The sequence below is a fragment of the Mycobacterium shunyiense genome (assembly GCF_058270075.1).
The window spans coordinates 52,166-72,101 of record NZ_JBZDPU010000033.1 but is presented as its reverse complement, the minus strand read 5'-3'; the positions used below and the strand labels follow the sequence as shown (position 1 = coordinate 72,101).

Below are 19,936 nucleotides of genomic sequence, written 5' to 3'. Positions count from 1 at the left end.
ATGCTTGCGAAACCCCATCAACAACACCCCTCAACGAATCAGGTGTTGCAACCACCGATTGAGTCTGAGAAGCGATTACGCGATCTGAGCGCACACTCGGCGTTTGTTCGACGGCGTAGGCTCGAGAAAAGCAGCCAATCAGCGTCGAAAGGCAGCTCTATGAGCATGGGACAGACTCACAGCGTCAACGAGATCCGGACCGCGATCCGCGAACTGTCGGTCAGGGCCGACCTGGCCCGTAAAGAGGGCCGTCCGGACGATGCCGGCGAGATCGAACAGCGCATCGCCAAATACCGCGACGAACTGGCTGCACGTCCCTGAGACGGGCCCAAGCCCCCCCGGGTCGTCAGGCGCCGAGCTTGCGGAACGTGCTGCGGTGGAACACGATCGGCGCGACATCGGCGTTGACGGTGATGTCGCTGACCCGCAGCACCACGATGGTGTGATCGCCGGCCTCCACCAACTGCTCGATGGCGCTCTCCAGCCACACGCTGGTTCCGTGGATGAACACCGCGCCGGATTCGCGTGACTCGGTCTCCAGCCCGGCGAACCGGTCCCCGGTCTTGGCGGCGAGCGTGCGGGCCGCTTCGTCGTGGGATTCGCCCAACACACTGATCCCCAGGGAGGGGAGGTCCTTGAGCTTGGGCCAGGTGGTCGACGAGTTCTGCACGCAGAACGACACCAGCGGCGGGTCGAGCGACACCGGCACGAACGTGCTGGCCGCCAAGCCGACCAGAGTGCCCTCTACCTCGGCAGCGATCGCGATGACACCGGACGGAAAGTGGCCGAACGCCTCACGCAGGGACGTCGGGCTCAGTTCTGTTGCGCTCATAACACCTCCATCTTCACACAGCACCCTTCCACCCGGATCCGCCCGCCCGCAGCCATCATCGTCGCATCCGGCATCGGTGGCCAGGTCCGCAATCTCAGTGATCGGAACCGCACGCGCCCCAGCAGTGAAGACACCGGTGCATCCGTAGCACGAATCGATTTCGACCATCACGAAATCCGCAGCGGGGCAACGACGTACGCCGCCATGACTGCAATCTCGCGCCGCGGGTGCCTGCTCAGGCGTCCAGGCGGGCGAATTCGTCCTGGCGATACTGTTCCGCGCAGGCGGCGCGGCGGATCTTGCCGCTCGTCGTGGTGGGTATCGACCCCGGGGGTACCAGAACCAGATCCCCCACGTTCAGGCCATGCGCGTTGGATATCGCGGAGGTGACATCGCTCTTGATCGCGGTGAGCCAATGCCCTGCCTCCACCGGGGACTCGCCGCGCTTCTTGAGCTCGATGACGGTGACCAGCTTCTCGGTGCTGTTCACCGGAACCGAGATGGCCGCGACCCGGCCACCGGTGATCTGTTGGACCGTCGCCTCGATGTCCTCGGGGTAGTGGTTGCGCCCGCGAATGATCAGCAGATCCTTGATGCGACCGACGATGAAAAGCTCTCCGCCGGAGACGAAGCCCAGGTCACCGGTTTTCAGCCATGGGGCGCGGACCGTGCCGTGAGACGGGTCGACCAGCGTGGCGCCGAAACACTGTTGTTCCTCCGGTGGCCTGCTCCAGTAGCCGGCCGCGACGTTGTCGCCATGCACCCAGATCTCGCCGACTGCGTCCGGCGGGCATTCCCGGTTGGTGTCGACGTCGACGATCCGCACCATCGGAGACTGCGGGAGCTTGTACTGCACCAGCGCGGTGCCGGATCTGGCCGCGCAGCGCTTGGCGCGGCCTGCCGCCAACTCGTCGACATCGAAATACACGTCGTCCGCCGACTCGGACCACGAGCCGGTGGCCACGAAGACGGTGGCCTCCGCCATCCCGTACGACGGGCGCAGCATGTGGTCGGCGAAGTTGAAGTGGGCGAACCGGTCGGCGAAGCGCTCCAAGGTGGCCGGCTCCACGCGCTCGGCGCCATTGATGATGCCCACCACCCCGCCGAGGTCGAGCCCGGCAAGGTCGGCGTCCTTCGTCTTGCGCGCAGCAAGGTCGAAGGCGAAGTTGGGTGCGGCCGAGAACGAATTGGGATTCTCGGCCAGCGCCCGGATCCAGCGGGACGGGCGCTCCAGGAACGCAACCGGGCTGGTCAACGCGGCGCGATAGCCGCTCAGGATGGGTGCACAGACACCCAGTACCAGCCCCATGTCGTGATAGAAGGGCAGCCACGACACGATCGTGGCTTTCGGTATCGATTTTTGGTCGGTATCCGTGAAGAAGCAGCGCATCAACTGCTCGAAATTCGACTGCAGGTTGCGGTGCGAGATCATCACACCGGTCGGCAGTCGGGTGGAACCCGAGCTGTACTGCAGATATGCCGTTTCCGGGTAGTCGGACGTGTCGAAGCTCGGCACGTCCGACCCGTCCTGAACATCCACGTCCAGGGACTCGATCTGAAGGATCTTCGGTGCGGTGTCCAGGCGCGACTGATCCACGTAATCGCCGACATCCTGCGCGACCGAGGAGGTCGTGAGGACGACCGACGGCGCGGTATCGACGAAGACCGCACTCACCCGGTCGTGATTGGAGCCGCGATGGGGCAATGGAAGCGGAACCGCGATCAACCCGGCCTGCATGGAACCGAGGAAGGCCAGGATGTACTCCAAGCCCTGCGGAGCGAGGATCACCGCCCGGTCACCGACCGATCCGCTCAGGCGGATCTGTCGTGCGACGTTCATCGTCCGGCGGGACAGCTGCGACCACGTCACAGTCTCGGCAACCCCGGCCGGGTCTGCGGTGTAATCGGTGAACGTGAAAGCCACGTCGTCCGGACGCAGGCTGGCACGTCCGTGCAGCATCGAAAGAATGGTTGATTGAGGCGAAGGCGTCGTCAGCGTCATTTCACGTCCGTACTAACTCGTCGAATTCGTCGGCTCGGGCGCCGCTGTCAATGTCCGCCGGACAACAGGGACAACGCACCGTTGGCGATCTCCGACATGGGATCGGTGCCGCCACCGAACGTCGCGTCGTTGGCCGGTGCGGTGACCTCCGCAGGGTCGAAGCCATGCACCGGATCCACGGTGATCGGCGCGGTCGCCGGGTCGTCGTTGCGCGAATAACCCGCGTCAACCCGGGGCTTCAGTATCGCGTCCAGCTGATTCAGTGTCCCCTGGTCGTACCCGAGGTACTTGAAGGGCAGCACCAGGGGCAAGTGCTCTTCGGGCACCAGGTACGTCGTCGTCGTCGCACCCTTGGAGTTGACCGTCGTCCGGATGTTCTGCGCCGGAACATTGCTGGGATTGGTGAACGCGATCGCGGTGTGACCGGTGGCAAGGCCGGCGACGGCGTTGAGGACGCTCATCCAGTTGTCGGGCCGGTCCGGCCAGTCGGCGATGCTGTCGTAGGCCGAGATGAACTGGTCGGTGTGGTACTGGCTCTCCACCGGAGCCGGCACCCGGTAATCCATGAACGGCACGACGCTGCCGACCGGAAAGTTCTGGGTCAGGAAACTCTCACCGAAGGGACTCTTGGCGATCGGGTCGCCGAAGGTCGCGAAGCTCAGTTGGTCCGGCGGCGGGGCGGTCGGATCGTTGGCCAGCCGCGCCTTCACGGCGTTGAGCACGAGCGCTCCCTCGGACAACCCCATCGCCCGTCCCTTGCCGCCCTTGCGGATGGCGGCGTCGAGGTTGCCTTCACCCTCGTCGACCGACTCGCCGATGCTGGGACCGTCGAGGCCGAGGCCCGGGTAGATCTGCTCGCCGATCGGGCCGATCCCGGGGAAGAGACGTTCCAGGGTGTGGCCCTGAACCTGCCCCGCCGGGTAGTCGACCTTCACCCGCTTCATCCCGGGGAACCACTGCTCACCCGTCATGCGGATGTACTCGTCGTAAGGGATACCGAGAACGTGAGCTCCGCCAAGGGCGTACGCGGTCCCGGGGTCTGCCGGCGCGGGGGGCGGCGTACCGCCATTCGATACGCCGGGGGCGGCAGTGTCATCGGCGGCCGCCGATCCGACGCCGAAACACCCTGTGACACCGGCAGTTACCAGCACCGTCAGTCCTGCGAGTAGCTTCTTCATCTCTGCACCTGCCCGCTTTGCTTCGTTTCGAGTTTTCCATACATCACGTATGCGCGCTTCCCGCCGTGGTCACGCGCTGGTCGCTGGTGTGCGTAGCGATTTCTGATCGCTCATTCGTGACGGCCACCAGTTGGCCTTGCCGAGGAGCGCAGCGATGGCAGGCACCGTGATGGTGCGCACCACGAAGGTGTCCAGCAAGATGCCGATTCCGATCACGAAGCCGCCCTGCACCACCATGCCGATGCTGGAGAACATCAGTCCGGCAACCGAGGCGGCGAAGATGAGGCCCGCTGCGGTGATCACCCCTCCGGTCGAACTCAGTGTGCGAATGATGCCGTACCGGATGCTGTGCGGAGACTCGTCGCGCATTCGCGACACCAGGAGCATGTTGTAGTCGGCTCCGACCGCGACCAGCACAACGAAGGCCAATGGTGGCACGCTCCAATGCAATTGCTGGCCGAGTAGCGATTGGAACACCACAACACTGATACCCAGTGCGGCCAAGTAGGAGATCACCACCGACGCGACGAGGTAGATCGGCGCGACGAGCGAACGCAGCAACAACATCAGGATCAGCATCACGACGACGAGAGTGCCGATGATGATGAACCGGATGTCCTGCTGGTAGTAATCACGCGTATCCCGCAGTCCGGCCGGGAAACCACCCATCGATATCGAGGCGTCGGCCAACGTGGTGTTGGGCTGCGCGCCCCGGGCGATGTTCTGGATCTCGTTGACCTGATCCATGGCCTCGGGACTGAACGGGTTGAGCTTCGTCTGCACCAGATACCGCACCGACTTGCCGTCCGGCGAGACGTACGCCGCGGAGGCCTTCTTGAACTCCTCCATGTTCAGCACCTCGGGCGGGATGTTGAACCCCGCCTGTGCCGGATCCGCGGCGTCGTTGCGCATCGTCAGTAGGAACGCCGAGGCCTGGTCCAACCCGGCCGAGATCACCTTGACCTGCTTGACGAGTTCGTCCACGCCACCGGCCACTTCGCGACTTCCACCGGCCAGGCGGTTGGCACCGCTCTGCAAGTCCTTCAATCCCGACTGCGGACCGCCGGGCTTGTTCATCCCCATGGCATTGGCCGCCTTGGTGACGCTGGCCAGCGCCGCGTTCAGCTTCTTGACCGTGGCGTTGAGAGTCTGTCCGCCGCCGACGCCGTTGAGCTGGTGCGCCAGATCGTTGATGTTGTCGAGACTGCCGTCCTGGTTGGCGTCCATGAGCCGTTGCATCTGAAGGCGGCTGTCACTGCACGAGGGGTTGGCATCGCAAACCGCATTGCCGTTCAGCGCCATCAGCACCGGCCCGATCCAGGCGAACACGTTCTTGACGGCGGAGAAGTTGTACCCCATGGAGTTGGACAACGCGTTGATGCTGTCGATCAGCTTGGCCGCGGTGTCGACATCCTTCACCAGCTTGTCGCCACCGTATTCCGTACGCACGGAGGAAACCGCGTCGACTGCGCCTTGGAGACTGGGCGCGATCTGGTTGATCTGGGTGCGCACCTGGGCGAGGCTGTCGGCCAACGTATCGGCCCCGGCCGTCAGTCGGTTGAGATCACTCGAACGCTGGTCGATCTGGGTCGAACCGTCAGCCAGCCGGTCGCCGACGATGCCGGCCTGGAAGGTCGCCCGGAATTCCGCGGGTACCTCACCGAGGGGCCGGGTGATGCCGCTGACCAGACCGACGTCCGGTAGCTGGGCGACACGTGAAGCCAGCTGCTCCAGGTCCGCCAGACCACGCGGTGAGCGCAGGTCGTGCGGTGACTGGATGAGGATGTACTCGGGAATCGACTGGGCGATGGGGAAATGGCGCTCCACCGCGGCGTATCCGATCGAACTCGGCGCGGACGCCGCCACCACTTTGCGATCGTCGTAGTTGTACCGGGCGAAGATCGCGGCGCCGGCCAGCAGGGCCAACACCACAAGGCTGGCGACGAGATGCGGAACCGGACGACGAACGATGCGGATGCCCGAACGCCGCCAGAACCGGGCGGTCAGCTCGCGCCGGGGTTTGACCCAGCCGCGGGGCCCGACCAGGGCCAGGATGGCAGGCAACAGGGTCATTCCCGCCAGATACGCCACGCCGATACCGATCGCGGCCGACACCCCGACCGTTTTGAACACACCCATTTTCGTGAAGCTCAGCAGCAGGAACGTCAGCCCCACGGTCGCGGCAGATGCCGAGATCACCTTCCCGATCGACATCATCGCGGCCCGGACGGCCTGGTCGAAATCGTTGTCCGACCGCAGATAGTCGTGATAGCGGCTGATCAGGAAGACCGCGTAATCGGTGCCGGCACCGGCCATGATCGCACTCAGAAATACGACGGACTGGTTCGAGACACCCGCGCCGGTCAGCTGCGAAAAACCCGCCACCAGTGCCTGCGCGATCAGCAGGGACGACCCGATCGTGATCAACGGCAGCAGCATCGTGACAGCGCTGCGGTAGACCAACAACAACACGGCCAGGACCAGTACGGCGATCGCGATCTCGATCGGGAGTCGATCCTTCTCCCCCGCCACGGTGAGATCAGCTGCCGTGGCCGCCGGACCGGTGAGGTGCACGGCCAGCGGGCTGCCTGCCGTGCTGAGTCTGACGACTTCGGAAACCCGGTTGAACGAGTCCATCGCCCGCGGTGTGCCCAACTCACCCACCAGGCCCACCGGAAGCACCCAGGTGGTCTTGTCCTTGCTGGTCAGGAACTGTCGCAGCTGTGGGGTACCGATGAAATCCTGAACGCTCTCGACATCTGTCACGTCGTCGTGCAGCGCGTCCACCAGCTTGCGGTAGGTCGCCTCGTCCGAGGAATTCAGCCCGTTCTCGTTGATCAGGGCCACCAACAAGAGATCGTTGTTGCCCGATTCGTGGAACGCCTCGGTCATCTTCTTGGCGGCGACGCTCGACGGCGCATCGTTGGGCAGGATTGCCAGCGGGTGCTTCTCGGCCATCGCGCCGAGGGAGGGGAACGTTAGCGGTAGCGCGATCAGCAATGCGGCCCAGGCCCCGATCACTACCCAGGGCCACCGCACCACGAAATCGGCTAACCGTCGCATGTTGCCCCCACCTTCACCTCGAAGGCGGCGCAAAGCGGAAAATCCATGACCATTTGTTTGCTCTCCGCTACGCGACCCGGCCCCAGTGCCCGCTGTCAGCAACGCGTGACGACACCGACTTCATCGCCTCCAGGTAGCGGGTGACCGACTTCTCGGCGACCGGGTTGTCGGGGTGCATGATCGCCATGACCGTGCCCTCCCCGTACCGGAAGATGTATATCGTCAGCTGGTAGGAGAACCGGTTGTCCGGATACATTCCGATGTTGTTCGCCAACCCCATGTCGCCCGCCGCGAGGATGGCGTTGAGCGGCGCCGCTCCGCCGTGCAGAAAGTTCGATACCGGGAAGTTCGGTTGTGGCCAGTTCAACCACGGCGCCAACTCCAACACGCGGTAATACGGAACTCTCGCCATGTCCAGGCCGGAATCGAAAGACTGCTGTGCCGCCCAGGCAGCGTCACTGAAAGAGGTGGCCGCAACCGGGACGGTGATCGGAATCAGACCGGTGAACCAGCCCTGTGTCATGAAATTGTCGCCGGCTGTACGCGAATCCCTCGGCGTGAGGCCGTAATACGTAAGCGCACCGGTGAACTCATGTTCCACCAGGCCCAGGCATGCGAACAGGCCACCGACGAAACGGGCGCCGGCCGCCGAGCAGGCCGCGTCGAAGCGTTCCGTCTGTGCCGGGCTCAACAGGACTTCCGAGGACCAGGCGCTGCTGGTCGATTCGTTCGGATTCCCCAGCGGCAGCGGGAATTCCGGAAATCCATCCTGGTTGTTCTCAGCGAAGTCGATCCAGGCGCGCACTCCAGGTGATTCCAAGGTCAGCGTGGACGTGTACTCACGCTCGCGGACACAGAAGTCATCGAAGCTGCCGGCGTCAGGAAGTGTGAGGGCCTGACCACTGCCGCTCATCGCCGAATACATTCCGTTGGCTTCCATCATTGTGGTGCCGATCAAGGTCGCGTCGCCATGAACGTGATCCATGGCAGCGAAGAAAGTGAAGTGACCGTCGTTCTGGATGATGCCGAACGTAAAGCAGCCCCATTCCAGGGGATTCGGTATGCCCACGACGTGGGCGTGAATTTCTTCGACCGTCAAGTTGCCCTGGTCGACCGGCACGAATTCGATATCATCCGGGTTTTCGATTGCATGCCTGACGAATTGGCCGTCGTCGCCTTCTTTGAACCAACTCCGGAATGTGTCGTGCCTGCGCAGGTAGGTATTCACGGCGTGGTCCATCGCCGAGATATCACATTGCCCAGCAACCTCACAGCTAGCGATGATCTGCCGTGAAAAATTCAAACCCGCAGCTTTACGCTGGGTGTAATTACGCAGATGTTGGCCTTGCATGTAGCTAACCGGCACCGAGCTCACCGGTGCGTTTCTTGCGGTTTCCTGAGCTGCAGGCGTCGGATGCCACGAGGTCACCGAGCCAGGACTCAGCGACCATTCATCAAGTGCGCCAACAGTTATCTTACCGATCCGCAAAGCTCAGGCCCTCCCAGTAGTGCTCAATGCTCGGCCGCTCTCCGGACCGGCAGGACCCCCCGGGGCATCAACATACCCGTCGTTCCGCCGTGACGGTTGAGGGAGCTTGACGAGGGAAGTTTGACCGGGCAAGGGGAGTAGCGCGCGCCACAGGTTCGCATGCAATAGTGGTTCGGGTTGATCTTCAAGCGCTTTCGGGGGGTGCGCGGAGGTGTAGTTTTGCACGCCGATGCGAGGAGGACAACGGGATGAAATCCGTTGAACGTCCAGATGAACAGACCGCACGCTTTGCCATCGTCGGCTACGCTGCGCGCTTTCCAGGAGCCCCGGACGCCGATGGCTTCTGGGACCTGCTGAGAGCAGGTCGCGAAGCCATCTCAGAGGTACCCGAAGACCGCTGGGACGTCGAGGAATTCTTCGATCCAGAGCCCGGCACACCAGGCAAGGTGGTGACCCGGCGCGCCGGTTTCGTCGATGACGTAACCGGATTCGACGCCCCGTTCTTCGGTATGTCAACACGCGAGGTCAGGCTGATGGATCCGCAGCATCGGATCCTGTTGGAAACAGCCTGGCGCGCGGTGGAACACTCGGGTACCGCGCCAACGGCATTGGCTGACACCAACACTGGCGTGTTCGTCGGACTGGCCACCCACGACTACCTCGGAATGGCCTCTGACGAGCTGACTTACCCGGAGATCGAGGCCTACATGGCCATCGGTACTTCGAATGCCGCGGCGGCCGGCCGGATCAGCTATCGATTAGGTCTGCAGGGCCCCTCGGTCGCGGTCGATACCGCGTGCAGTTCGTCGCTGGTGGCGATCCATCAAGCGTGCCAAGCACTTCGCTTAGGAGAGTGCGATCTGGCGCTGGCCGGCGGGGCGAACGTCCTGCTCACGCCCGCCACCATGATCACCTTCTCGAGTGCGCATATGCTGGCACCCGACGGTCGCTGCAAGACGTTCGACGCGGCCGCGGACGGCTATGTCCGCGGCGAAGGCTGCGGCGTCATCGTCATCAAGCGCCTCGAAGACGCCATCCGCGACGGTGACCACATCCGGGCTGTGATCCGCGGCAGCGCGATCAACCAGGACGGCGCATCGGGCGGTTTGACGGTGCCCAACGGCGTCGCTCAGCAGCGTGTCATCGCCGATGCCCTACAGCGCGCCGGCCTCGAACCCAAGGACGTCGGCTACCTCGAAGCGCACGGCACCGGGACCTCGCTCGGCGACCCGATCGAGGCCCAGGCCGCAGGTGCGGTGCTCGGCGCCGGACGCGAACCCGACCGGCCGTTGTTGATGGGCTCGGCGAAGACGAACATCGGGCACCTGGAAGCCGCCGCAGGCATCGCGGGCGTCATCAAGGTGGTTCTGTCGCTCGAGAACGAGCTGCTGCCCCAGCACCTGCACTTTCAGAACCCGTCGCCGCACATCCCGTGGGACCGGCTCGCGGTGGAAGTGGTCAAGGAGGCCACCCCGTGGGAACGCAACGGCGCGCCACGCATCGCCGGTGTCAGTTCGTTCGGGTTCGCCGGAACCAACGCGCACGTCATCCTGGAGGAAGCGCCCGAACCGGCGGCGCCGCAGTTGGACGTCGCCGGACACGCTGAGCGATTCGGCATCCTCCCGCTCTCGGCGCACACGCCTGCCGCACTGGTGCAGGTCGCGGAGCAATATCGCGATTGGATGAGCGCCCACCCCGAGGCCACCCTTGCCGACGTGTGCTTCACCGCTGGGGTCGGCCGGGCACACCTTGAGCACCGCGCCGCGCTGGTGGTCGACTCGAGGGAATCCGCCATCGAACTGCTCGGCGCCCTCGCCGACGACCGTCCGGCACCGGGACTGATCCGGGGTGAATCCCACGACAAGCCCAAGACCGCGTGGCTGTTCACCGGCCAGGGCAGCCAATACGCGGGGATGGCCCGCGAGCTGTTCGACTCCGAGCCGGTGTTCGCCGAGACGGTGAACCGCTGCGCGGCGGCCGTCGCCGACCAGCTCGACCAGCCTCTGCTGGACGTGATCTTCGACCTGGATGGCGAGCAGACGCTGCGCCAGACCTCCTACGCGCAGCCCGCCCTGTTCGCCGTCGAGATGGGTCTGGCCCGGCTCTGGCAGTCGTGGGGCTTCGAGCCCGACGTGGTGCTGGGCCACAGCGTCGGCCAGTACTCGGCGGCGTGCGTCGCGGGCGTGTTCAGTCTGGAGGACGGCGCCCAGTTGATGGCCGAACGAGGACGCCTCTTCGGCAGCCTGCCGGCCGGTGGCCGCATGGTCGCAGTGTTCACCTCCGCAGAGCGGGTGGAGAACCTGACCGACGAGTTCCCCGCCCTGTCGGTTGCCGCCTACAACGGCACCAACACCGTGCTGTCAGGACCTGCGGAGGACCTGGAGCGGGCCGTCGCCGGACTTACCGCCGACGGTGTGCGGTGCGACTGGCTCGAAACCAGCCATGCGTTCCACTCGTCGCTGCTGGATCCGATCCTCGACGAATTCGAGTCGTACGCAAACCGTTTCACTTTCAAGGCACCGCAACGAATTCTGATCGACAACCGCACCGGCGCCGCGCTGGGCCGGAGCGTGAAGCTCGACGGCGCCTACTGGCGTCGGCACGCCCGCCAACCGGTGGAGTTCGCCAAGAGCGTGCGCACCCTGGCCGACATGAACTGCAAGTTGCTGGTCGAGATCGGGCCGCGGCCGGTGCTCACCGCGACGGCACTGGGTGCCTGGCCCGACCCGGCCGGCGCCCCGCGGGTGATCGCGTCGCTGCGCCGCAACACCGCCGACCAGCGGCAGATCACCGAAGCCGTCGCCGACGCGTACGTCCTGGGCCACCTGCCCGAGTTCGCCGCGTTCCGGCAGCCGCAGGCACGGAAGCTCGATCTGCCCACCTACCCGTTCGAGCATCGCCAGTACTGGTACCGGGACAATCGGGAACAACCCAACCAGCAGCAGCACGTCGCCGGTCCGCGCACGCAGGCCGTTCGACTTCTCGAAGACGGCCGTCTCGAGGAGCTCGCGACCCTGCTCGGCGGCACGGACGGCGACGGTCAGACCCTGGACGTGCTGACCAAGCTTGCAGCGCAACACAACCGCCAGCGGTCGACTCAGTCCATCGCCGATGACCGCTACGAGTTCCGCTGGGAGAAAGCGGTCACTCCGCTGTCGGGCGCCGACTCCGCAGAGACGTCCACATGGCTGCTCGTCGGTGAACAGTCCCCGGCGGTCCAGCCATTGGTCGACGCGCTGACCTCGCGCGGGCAGCAGTACCGGTTCCTCGGGCTGCCGACGTCGGATGCCGAGACCGCTCAACTCGCCGAGGCGTTGCGCGCCGCGGCCGCCGACGGTTCGACACTGCGCATCCTTCACGTGGCAGCGCTGGACGGGGAACCGGAAGCCAAGGCCGTGCCCTCGATGCGGTCACTGCTTCGGATGCAACACCACGTCCTGGCCGGAACGCGGCGTCTCTTCCGCGCCGCGGCCGAGGCCGGTCTGAAGGTTCCGATCTGGTTGGTCACCCGCGGCGCGCAGCACGTCGCCGATGCGGACACCGTGGCTCCCGAACAGACTGCCCTGTGGGGATTCGGTCGCGCGGCAGCACTGGAGCTCCCGCAGTTGTGGGGCGGACTGGCTGATCTGTCCGAGGGCAGTGCCGGTGAATGGACCACACTGCTCAACCGGATCGCAATATCGACCGACGCGAACCGGCGGGAAGACCAGATCGCGGTACGCGATCACGCGGTCCATGTCCCCCGGCTGGTCCGCCGGGAGGACCTGCCGAGCGGTACACCGCTGGAACTACGCAGCGACGCAACGTATCTGGTGACCGGCGGTCTGGGGTCGATCGGCCTGGAGATCGCCGGATACCTGGCCGCCCACGGCGCCAAGCACCTGGTGCTGACCAGCCGTCGCGCACCCGGCGAAGCCGCCGAGCAACGCATCACCAAACTCGGCGACCAGCACGGATGTGACATCCGCGCCGTGACCGCCGACGTCGCCGATGCGCACGACGTCGCACGCCTGTTGAAGACGATCGCCGCCGAGATGCCACCGCTGGCGGGCATCGTGCATGCTGCCGGCGAACTCGGAACCACTCCGCTGGGCGAACTGGACGACACCGAGGTGGATCGCGTCTTCGCCGGAAAGGTCTGGGGTGCCTGGCATTTGAGCGAAGCCGCGGCAGACGCGAAGCTCGACTTCTTCATCAGCACCTCGTCGATCGCCTCGGTGTGGGGCGGATACGGTCAGACCGCCTACGGCGCGGCGAACGCGTTCCTCGACGGCCTGGCCTGGCGACTTCGCGAACAGAACATCCCCGGCACCAGCGTCAACTTCGGTCCGTGGGCCGCAGGCATGGCCGACGCAGAGTCTCGTGCCCGGCTGGATCAGCGTGGTGTCCGGACGCTGCCACCCGCCGATGCACTGGCCGGACTGGCCGACGCCGTCGCGATCGCCTCCGCTGGAGGCCCGACACAAGGAGTCGTGGCCCGCATCGACTGGTCCCGGTTCCTGCCGCTGTACCAGCAGGCGGGCCGGCGGGCATTCCTGGCAGAGCTGGAACGCGAAGTACCGGCGCAACTTTCCAACGCGGCGCCCACCACCGCCTCCGGCAAGACACAGCTGGTCGAGCGCCTGACGAATGCTCCGGTGCAGCAGCGCAAGAAGCTGCTGACCGATCACCTGCGCGACGCCGTCGCGGAGGTGACCCGGGTGGACTCCTCGGAGATTCGCGAGGACGCAGGGTTCTTCGACCTCGGCATGGATTCGCTGATGGCCGTCGAATTGCGCCGCCGCATCGAGCAGGGAGTGGGTGCGGAGATCCCCATCACGCTGGTGATGGATCACCCCCGGATCTCCGACGTAGCCGAATATCTGCTCGGCGATGTACTCGGACTCAACGAGCAGGACAAGCCGGCGTCGCAACCGGCAGCGGTGACCGCGCGGACAGATGAACCCATCGCGATCGTCGCCGTGTCGTGCCGCTTCCCCGGCGCGCCCGACCCGGAAGCGTTCTGGGAATTGCTGTCCGGCGGCGTCGACGCCATCCGGGAAGTTCCCGAAGACCGATTCGACATCGACGAGTTCTACGATCCGGATCCCGAGACAGCGGGCAAGACCTACACGCGTTTCGGCGGATTCCTCGAGGGGATCGACGGATTCGACCCCGAGTTCTTCGGTATCTCCCCGCGTGAGGCCGTGTGGATCGAGCCGCAGCAGCGGCTGATGCTCGAAACGGTCTGGGAAGGCCTCGAACGGGCCGGGTACGCACCGGCCTCGTTGCGCGGCAGCCGGACCGGCGTTTTCGCCGGGGTGGCTGCCAACGAGTACGCGCACCTGCTGTCGTCGGAGTCGATCGACAAGATCGAGCCGTACTTCATCACCGGCAATGCCCTCAACGCCATCTCCGGCCGGGTTGCCTTCGCGCTCGGATTCGAAGGCCCGGCAATGGCAGTCGACACCGCCTGCAGCTCGGCCCTGGTGGCGATTCATCAGGCCTGCCAGGCACTGCACTCCGGCGATTGCGACCTGGCGTTGGCCGGTGGCGTCAACGTCCTGCTCTCCCCGGTGACGGTGGTCGCCGCATCCCGCGCACGCATGCTCTCCCCTGTCGGGCGGTGCAAGACCTTCGACGCCTCCGCGGACGGCTACGTACGCAGCGAGGGCTGTGGGATTCTGGTGCTCAAGCGGCTGAGCGACGCAGAGCGCGACGGCGACCGGATCTGCGCGGTCATCCCCAGCAGCGCGGTCAACCAGGACGGCGCGTCCAGCGGTCTGACCGTGCCCAATGGCGGTGCGCAGCAACGCCTCATCGGAACGGCGCTGGCCCGCGCCGGGTGGACCGGTGGCGACGTCGACTACCTCGAGGCGCACGGGACCGGTACTCCGCTCGGCGATCCGATCGAGGTCCAGGCGGCTGCCGCCGCCTACGGCAGCGCGCGCGACTCCGACCGTCCGTTGCTGATGGGTTCGGTCAAAACCAACATCGGCCACACCGAATCTGCCTCGGGCGCAGCAGGTCTGATCAAGGTCGTGTTGTCGTTGCAGCACGAGGTCCTGCCGCAGAGCCTGCACTTCGACAACCCGTCGCCGCACATTCCGTGGGATTCGCTGCCGGTGCAGGTCGTCGACAAGGCGACCCCCTGGCAGACCAACGGCCGGCCCCGCCGCGCCGGTGTGAGCTCGTTCGGGTTCACCGGCACCAACGCGCACGTGCTGATCGAGGAGGCGCCGGCGCGACCCGCCGCCGCCCCCGATGACCAGCCCGCCGACGAGGTGTCGGCGGAGACGCAGGCTCCTGCCGAGCAGGTGAGCGTGCTGGCATTGTCCGCGCGGTCACCCGAAGCTCTCGTGGCACTGGCACAGCGGTACGAGACGTGGCTGAGCGCCCACCCGGACGCCGATCTGGCTGGTGTGTGCCTGACCGCCGGAACCGGACGGTCGCACTTCGAGCATCGGGCCGCGCTGGTCGTGGATTCGATCGAGGAAGCACGCCTGGCTCTGGCCGACCTGGCCGAGAACCGGACCCGGCCCGGTGTGGTGCGCGGTGAGCACACGAACCACCCGACCACCGCATGGCTGTTCACCGGACAGGGCAGCCAGTACCCGGGCATGGCGCGTGAGTTGTTCGACACGGAGCCGGTTTTCGCCGAGACCGTGACGCGGTGCGCCGACGCGGTCAAGGGCATGCTGCCGCTTCCGCTCCTGGACGTGATGTTCGCCCAGGATGCCGAGGCCGGACAGACGCTGCGACACACGTCGTATGCGCAACCGGCGCTCTTCGCCGTCGAGATGGGCCTGGCGCGGCTGTGGCAGTCATGGGGCATCGCACCTGACGTCGTACTGGGCCACAGCGTCGGCCAGTACGCCGCGGCATGCGTCGCCGGCGTCTTCAGCCTGGAGGACGGTGCCCGGCTGATGGCCGAGCGCGGCCGGTTGTTCGGCAGCCTGCCCGAAGGCGGTCGCATGGTGGCGGTGTTCGCCGACCCCAAGCACGTCGAGGAGATCGCAAGCAAGTTCCCGCGGGTGTCGGTCGGCGCCTACAACGGACCCAACACCGTGCTCTCCGGCCCGGGCGACGATCTCGAGGAGATCGTCAACCAGTTCGGGAACGAGGGGACGCGCTGCACCTGGCTGCAGACCAGCCACGCATTCCACTCGGAACTGCTGGACCCGGTGCTCGACGAATTCGAGGCGTACGCGGCGCAGGTGCAGTTCGCAGCGCCGACACTCCCCCTGGTCTGCAACCGCACCGGAGCAATCCTGACGGCCCAGACCCCACTCGATGCTCAGTACTGGCGCCGCCATTCACGTCAGCCGGTGCAGTTCTCCGAAAGCGTGCGGACCGTCGCGGCGCTGGGCTGCTCGGTCCTGATGGAGATCGGTCCGCAACCGGTGCTCACCAGCGCAGCGGTTCAGGTATGGCCGGAACACCTGGCCGCACCGCGGGCAATCGTCTCGCTGCGCAAGGGCATCAGCGATCGGCGTCAGATCGCCGACGCGCTGGCAGCGGCCTACGTCGGTGGGCACCGACCCGACTTCGCTGCAGTGCAGCGGCAGCCCGGTCACAAGGTCGAGTTGCCGACATATCCGTTCCAGCACCGCCGCTTCTGGCCCAAGACCTCGGCGATCACGAGCTCCGGCTTCGACGGCAGCGCAGGGACTGGAATCCTCGGCGCGGCCAAGGACCTGGCTTCCGGGGACTCCATCTACACGAGCCGGATCTCGGTCAAGACGCAGCCGTGGCTTTCCGACCACGTCATCTACGGCACCGTCGTCGTCCCCGGCGCGACGTACGCCGCGATGGCGCTGGCCGCGGTCGGAACCCCGGCCCACGCCAAGGACGTCTTCTTTTTCGAGCCGATCATCCTGCCCGAGAAGAGCTCTCGCGAAGTGCAGTTGACATTGCACCCGTTGGAGACAGGCGGAGAGTGGAAGTTCCAGGTTCACAGCCGTCCCTACGGAGAACGCGACGTCGACTGGTCGCTGAACGCCGAAGGAACAGTGGTAAGCGGTCTCGCCGACTCGTCCGAGGAGCCGACCGCCGAAACCGATCCGGTCGACGAGGCCATCGAACGGCTGGAACGCATGCGTCCGCAAGAGCTGTTCGAGACCTTCGCCGACCTGGAATTGGCCTGGGGCCCAAACTGGTCCGGATCCCTGAAGTCCTTGTGGCTCGGTGAGGGCGAGGCGATCGGCGACATCCTGGTCGGAGCGGAACTCGCCGAACAACTGGGCACCGAGCCGATGCACCCGGTCCTGATGGACCTGTGCACGGGCGTCGCCTTCCCGGCGTTCCCGGCTCTTCTGGCGGCCGAGCAAGGGGTCAACGACCTGTTCCTGCCGTTGCGCTACGGGCAGGTGACGTTGAAAGAGAAGATGCCTCGGCGGTTCTACTGCCGGGCGAAGTGGCACGAGGCCGAGCTCAACAACGAAACCCAGGTGTTCGACCTCGAGTACATCGATCGGGACGGCCATTACCTCGGCGGCGTTCGCGAGTTCACGGTCAAGCGCGCACCCCGCGAAGCATTGCTTCGTGGCCTCGGCGGCGACGCCACCCGGCTGCTGTACACGCTGGGCTGGCACGAAGTGCCGGTGCCGCCGTCCGACGCTGCGGCCGAAAGCCCCAGCGGCACTTGGCTGGTCGCCGGGTTCGACGAACTCGCCGCGAAGGTGCCGGGCTGCATCCCGCTCGATCGCAACACCGGTCAGCAGCTGGGAGAGGTGCTGGCAGAGGCCAAGGAGCGCGGTCTGCCGTTCTCCGGTGTCATCTGGCGCGCCGCTACGCCGGGCACGGAAGAGGCCGGTGCTGACAGTCAGGCACGACTCGAAACCGAGATCACCAATCTGCTCGGCGCGGTGCACACCGTGCAGGGCGGTTCACAGAACGGCGGCGTGAAACTTCCACATGGATTGTGGATCGTCACCGAGCGGGCCGTCGCCACCGAATCCGGCGAGCCGGTCGATCCGGTGCAGGCGGCGCTGTGGGGCTTCGGCCGCACCACGATCAACGAGGAACCGGCGTTGCACGCCAAACTCATCGATTGCGACGGGTCACCGGAGGCCGTGCAGGCACTGGCCGATCTGATCGCCACCCCGGTCGAGGAACCGGAGATCGCTGTGCGGCAAGGCAAGCTGCTCGCATCTCGGTTGCTGCCATGGTCGCGAAGCGGGAACCTCACGGTGCCGCGCGGCAGCGACTACGTGCTGGCACCCACCGAACGCGGCGCGATCGACAACCTCCGCATCACCGAGAAGGAGGTGCCGGCGCCGGACGAGGGTTACGTGCAGGTCCGGGTGGAGGCCGCAGGTCTCAACTTCCGGGATGTGCTCAACGTGCTGGGCCTGTACCCCGGCGATCCGGGACCGATCGGCGGTGACTTCGCCGGCATCGTCACACAATTGGGTGAGGGCGTCACCGGAGTCGAGGTGGGCCAGCGGGTCTACGGCTCCATGCAGGGTGCGTTCTCCAGCCGGTTCAACGTGCCTGCCCAGTTCCTGGCGCCGATCCCGGACGGGGTCAGCGCGGTCGAGGCCGCGACGATTCCGGCCGCGGCGCTGACCGTCCGACTGTCGTTCGACTGGGCGAAGCTCAACCCCGGCGACAAGGTGCTGATCCACGCCGCCAGCGGTGGTGTGGGCCTGGCCGCAATCCAGATGGCACAGCAGTGCGGTGCTGAGGTCTACGCCACGGCGAGCACCTTCAAGCGGGCCACGTTGCGCAAGCTGGGTGTCAAGTACGTCTATGACTCGCGGACAACGGACTTCGCCGATCAGATCCTGGCGGACACCGACGGTGCGGGCGTGGACGTGGTGCTCAACTCCCTGACGAGCGAAGGGTTCATCGAGGCGACGCTGAAGGCCACCGGCAAGAACGGCCGCTTCGCCGAGATCGCCAAGCGCGACATCTGGTCACCGGAGCAGATGGCCGAGGCTCGTCCCGACATCGCCTACGAGATCGTGGCGTTGGACACGGTGATGTTCAACGAGCCCGATCGCATTCGCGACCTGCTCGTTGAAATTTCGGAAGGCCTGGCTGCAGCTGTCGACTCCTCGCGCGAGCGCTCGTCGGTGGCCGAATGGACTCCGCTGCCCGCGGAGATCTACCCGCTGACGGAGGCCAGGACGGCGTTCCGGCGTATGCAGCAAGCCCGGCACATCGGCAAGATCGTGTGCCAGCTGCCGAATCCGCTTGCACCTCGGCCGGATCGGACCTACCTGATCACGGGTGGGCTCGGGGCGATCGGTCTACACACCGCGTCGTATCTGGCTCAGCTGGGTGCCGGCGACATCGTGCTGACCAGCCGCCGCGCACCGGATACGGACGCGCAGAAGCTGATCGAGGAGATCACCGAGCGCAACAAGACCCGCATCCATGTGTTCACCGCCGATGTGGGCGAGGAGTCCGAGGTGTCGAACCTCCTGGAGCGGATCCGTGCGGAGCTCCCGCCGCTTGCGGGCGTCGCCCACCTGGCAGGTGTGCTCGACGATGCGCTGCTGGGTCAGCAGAGCACGGAGCGGTTCCATAAGGTGTTGGCACCCAAGGCCTTCGGCGCCGAGTATCTGGACAGGTTGACCAAGGACGACGAGCTGGACTTCTTCATCGTGTCCTCCTCGGTGTCCAGCCTGTTCGGTTCCCCGGGGCAGTCCAACTACGCGACGGCCAATGCGCTGCTCGACGGTCTGATCGCACAGCGCAGGGCGCAGGGCCTGCCGGCCACCGGCATCAACTTCGGCCCGTGGGGTCAGGGTGGCATGGCCTCCTCGGAGGCGGCGACAGCCAATATCAGTGCGCAAGGCCTGATTCCGCTGGATCCCTCGGCCGCGCTCGCCGCGCTCGCCGAGGTCGTCGCCAACGGGACCGGCCAGGCGGCCGTCATCAAGGCCAACTGGCAGCGGGCCGCGAAGGTGCTGGGCAGTCAGCGGCCTCCGATCCTCGACCTGGTGTTGCCGAGTGCCGTCGGTGAGGTCGTCGGTGACAGTGAGGTTCTCAAGCAGCTGCTCGAGATCCCCGTGCCGCAGCGTGCCGGGTTCGTGACCGAGTTCCTGCAGAAGGAGGTGCAGAACTTCCTGCGACTCGCCTCACCGCCGGCCGCGACCAGCCGCTTCCTGGATCTCGGCACCGACTCGCTGATGGCGATCGAACTGCGCAACCGACTGCACACTCAGTTCGGTGGCAAGTTCACGCTCAACGCGACGGCGGTCTTCGACTACCCGACCATCGGTGGGCTGGCCGAGTATCTGGTGGCCCAGCTGCCCGATGCGGAGTCCGCGGATTCGGCCGAGTCGTCGGAGCCGTCGGAGTCTGACGCGGCGCAACCGGAGTCGGCACCGGAGGCCTCAGAGGCACCCACGGACTAACCCGCGAGCAGACGCTGCGGTACC

The 19,936-nt window shown here is 65.9% G+C and carries 7 protein-coding genes; 2 read left to right on the top strand and 5 right to left on the bottom strand.

Going from position 1 to position 19,936, the window contains the following annotated elements:
• Nucleotides 1-165 precede the first annotated feature (165 nt).
• A complete protein-coding gene (locus AC4ELH_RS28925; protein WP_165609138.1) occupies nt 166-321 on the top strand; it encodes a hypothetical protein in 156 nt (51 codons plus the stop codon).
• A gap of 25 nt (nt 322-346) precedes the next feature.
• Here the strand turns inward: AC4ELH_RS28925 and AC4ELH_RS28920 are convergent, their stop codons facing one another.
• From AC4ELH_RS28920 to AC4ELH_RS28900, 5 genes are all read right to left on the bottom strand, one after another.
• A complete protein-coding gene (locus tag AC4ELH_RS28920; protein WP_044514767.1) occupies nt 347-832 on the bottom strand; it encodes a flavin reductase family protein in 486 nt (161 codons plus the stop codon).
• 235 nt (nt 833-1,067) lie between these two features.
• Nucleotides 1,068-2,834: an AMP-binding protein gene (locus AC4ELH_RS28915; RefSeq protein ID WP_448444861.1), complete on the bottom strand. Its 1,767-nt coding sequence runs from the start codon at nt 2,832-2,834 to the stop codon at nt 1,068-1,070.
• A 47-nt stretch (nt 2,835-2,881) separates the two neighbouring features.
• Nucleotides 2,882-4,012 (bottom strand): acyltransferase PE, encoded by a 1,131-nt coding sequence (pe, locus tag AC4ELH_RS28910; protein WP_064886262.1) that lies wholly within the window; start codon nt 4,010-4,012, stop codon nt 2,882-2,884.
• Nucleotides 4,013-4,081: 69 nt separating this feature from the next.
• Nucleotides 4,082-7,075 (bottom strand): MMPL/RND family transporter, encoded by a 2,994-nt coding sequence (locus AC4ELH_RS28905; RefSeq protein WP_448444859.1) that lies wholly within the window; start codon nt 7,073-7,075, stop codon nt 4,082-4,084.
• A 67-nt stretch (nt 7,076-7,142) separates the two neighbouring features.
• Nucleotides 7,143-8,564, bottom strand: a complete 1,422-nt coding sequence (locus AC4ELH_RS28900; protein ID WP_064957893.1) for a condensation domain-containing protein — start codon at nt 8,562-8,564, stop codon at nt 7,143-7,145.
• Between the two features lie 248 nt (nt 8,565-8,812).
• Here AC4ELH_RS28900 and AC4ELH_RS28895 point away from each other — a divergent pair, with 248 nt between their 5' ends.
• On the top strand, nt 8,813-19,912 hold the full coding sequence (locus tag AC4ELH_RS28895; protein ID WP_498888242.1) for a type I polyketide synthase: 11,100 nt from the start codon (nt 8,813-8,815) through the stop codon (nt 19,910-19,912).
• Nucleotides 19,913-19,936: the final 24 nt, after the last annotated feature.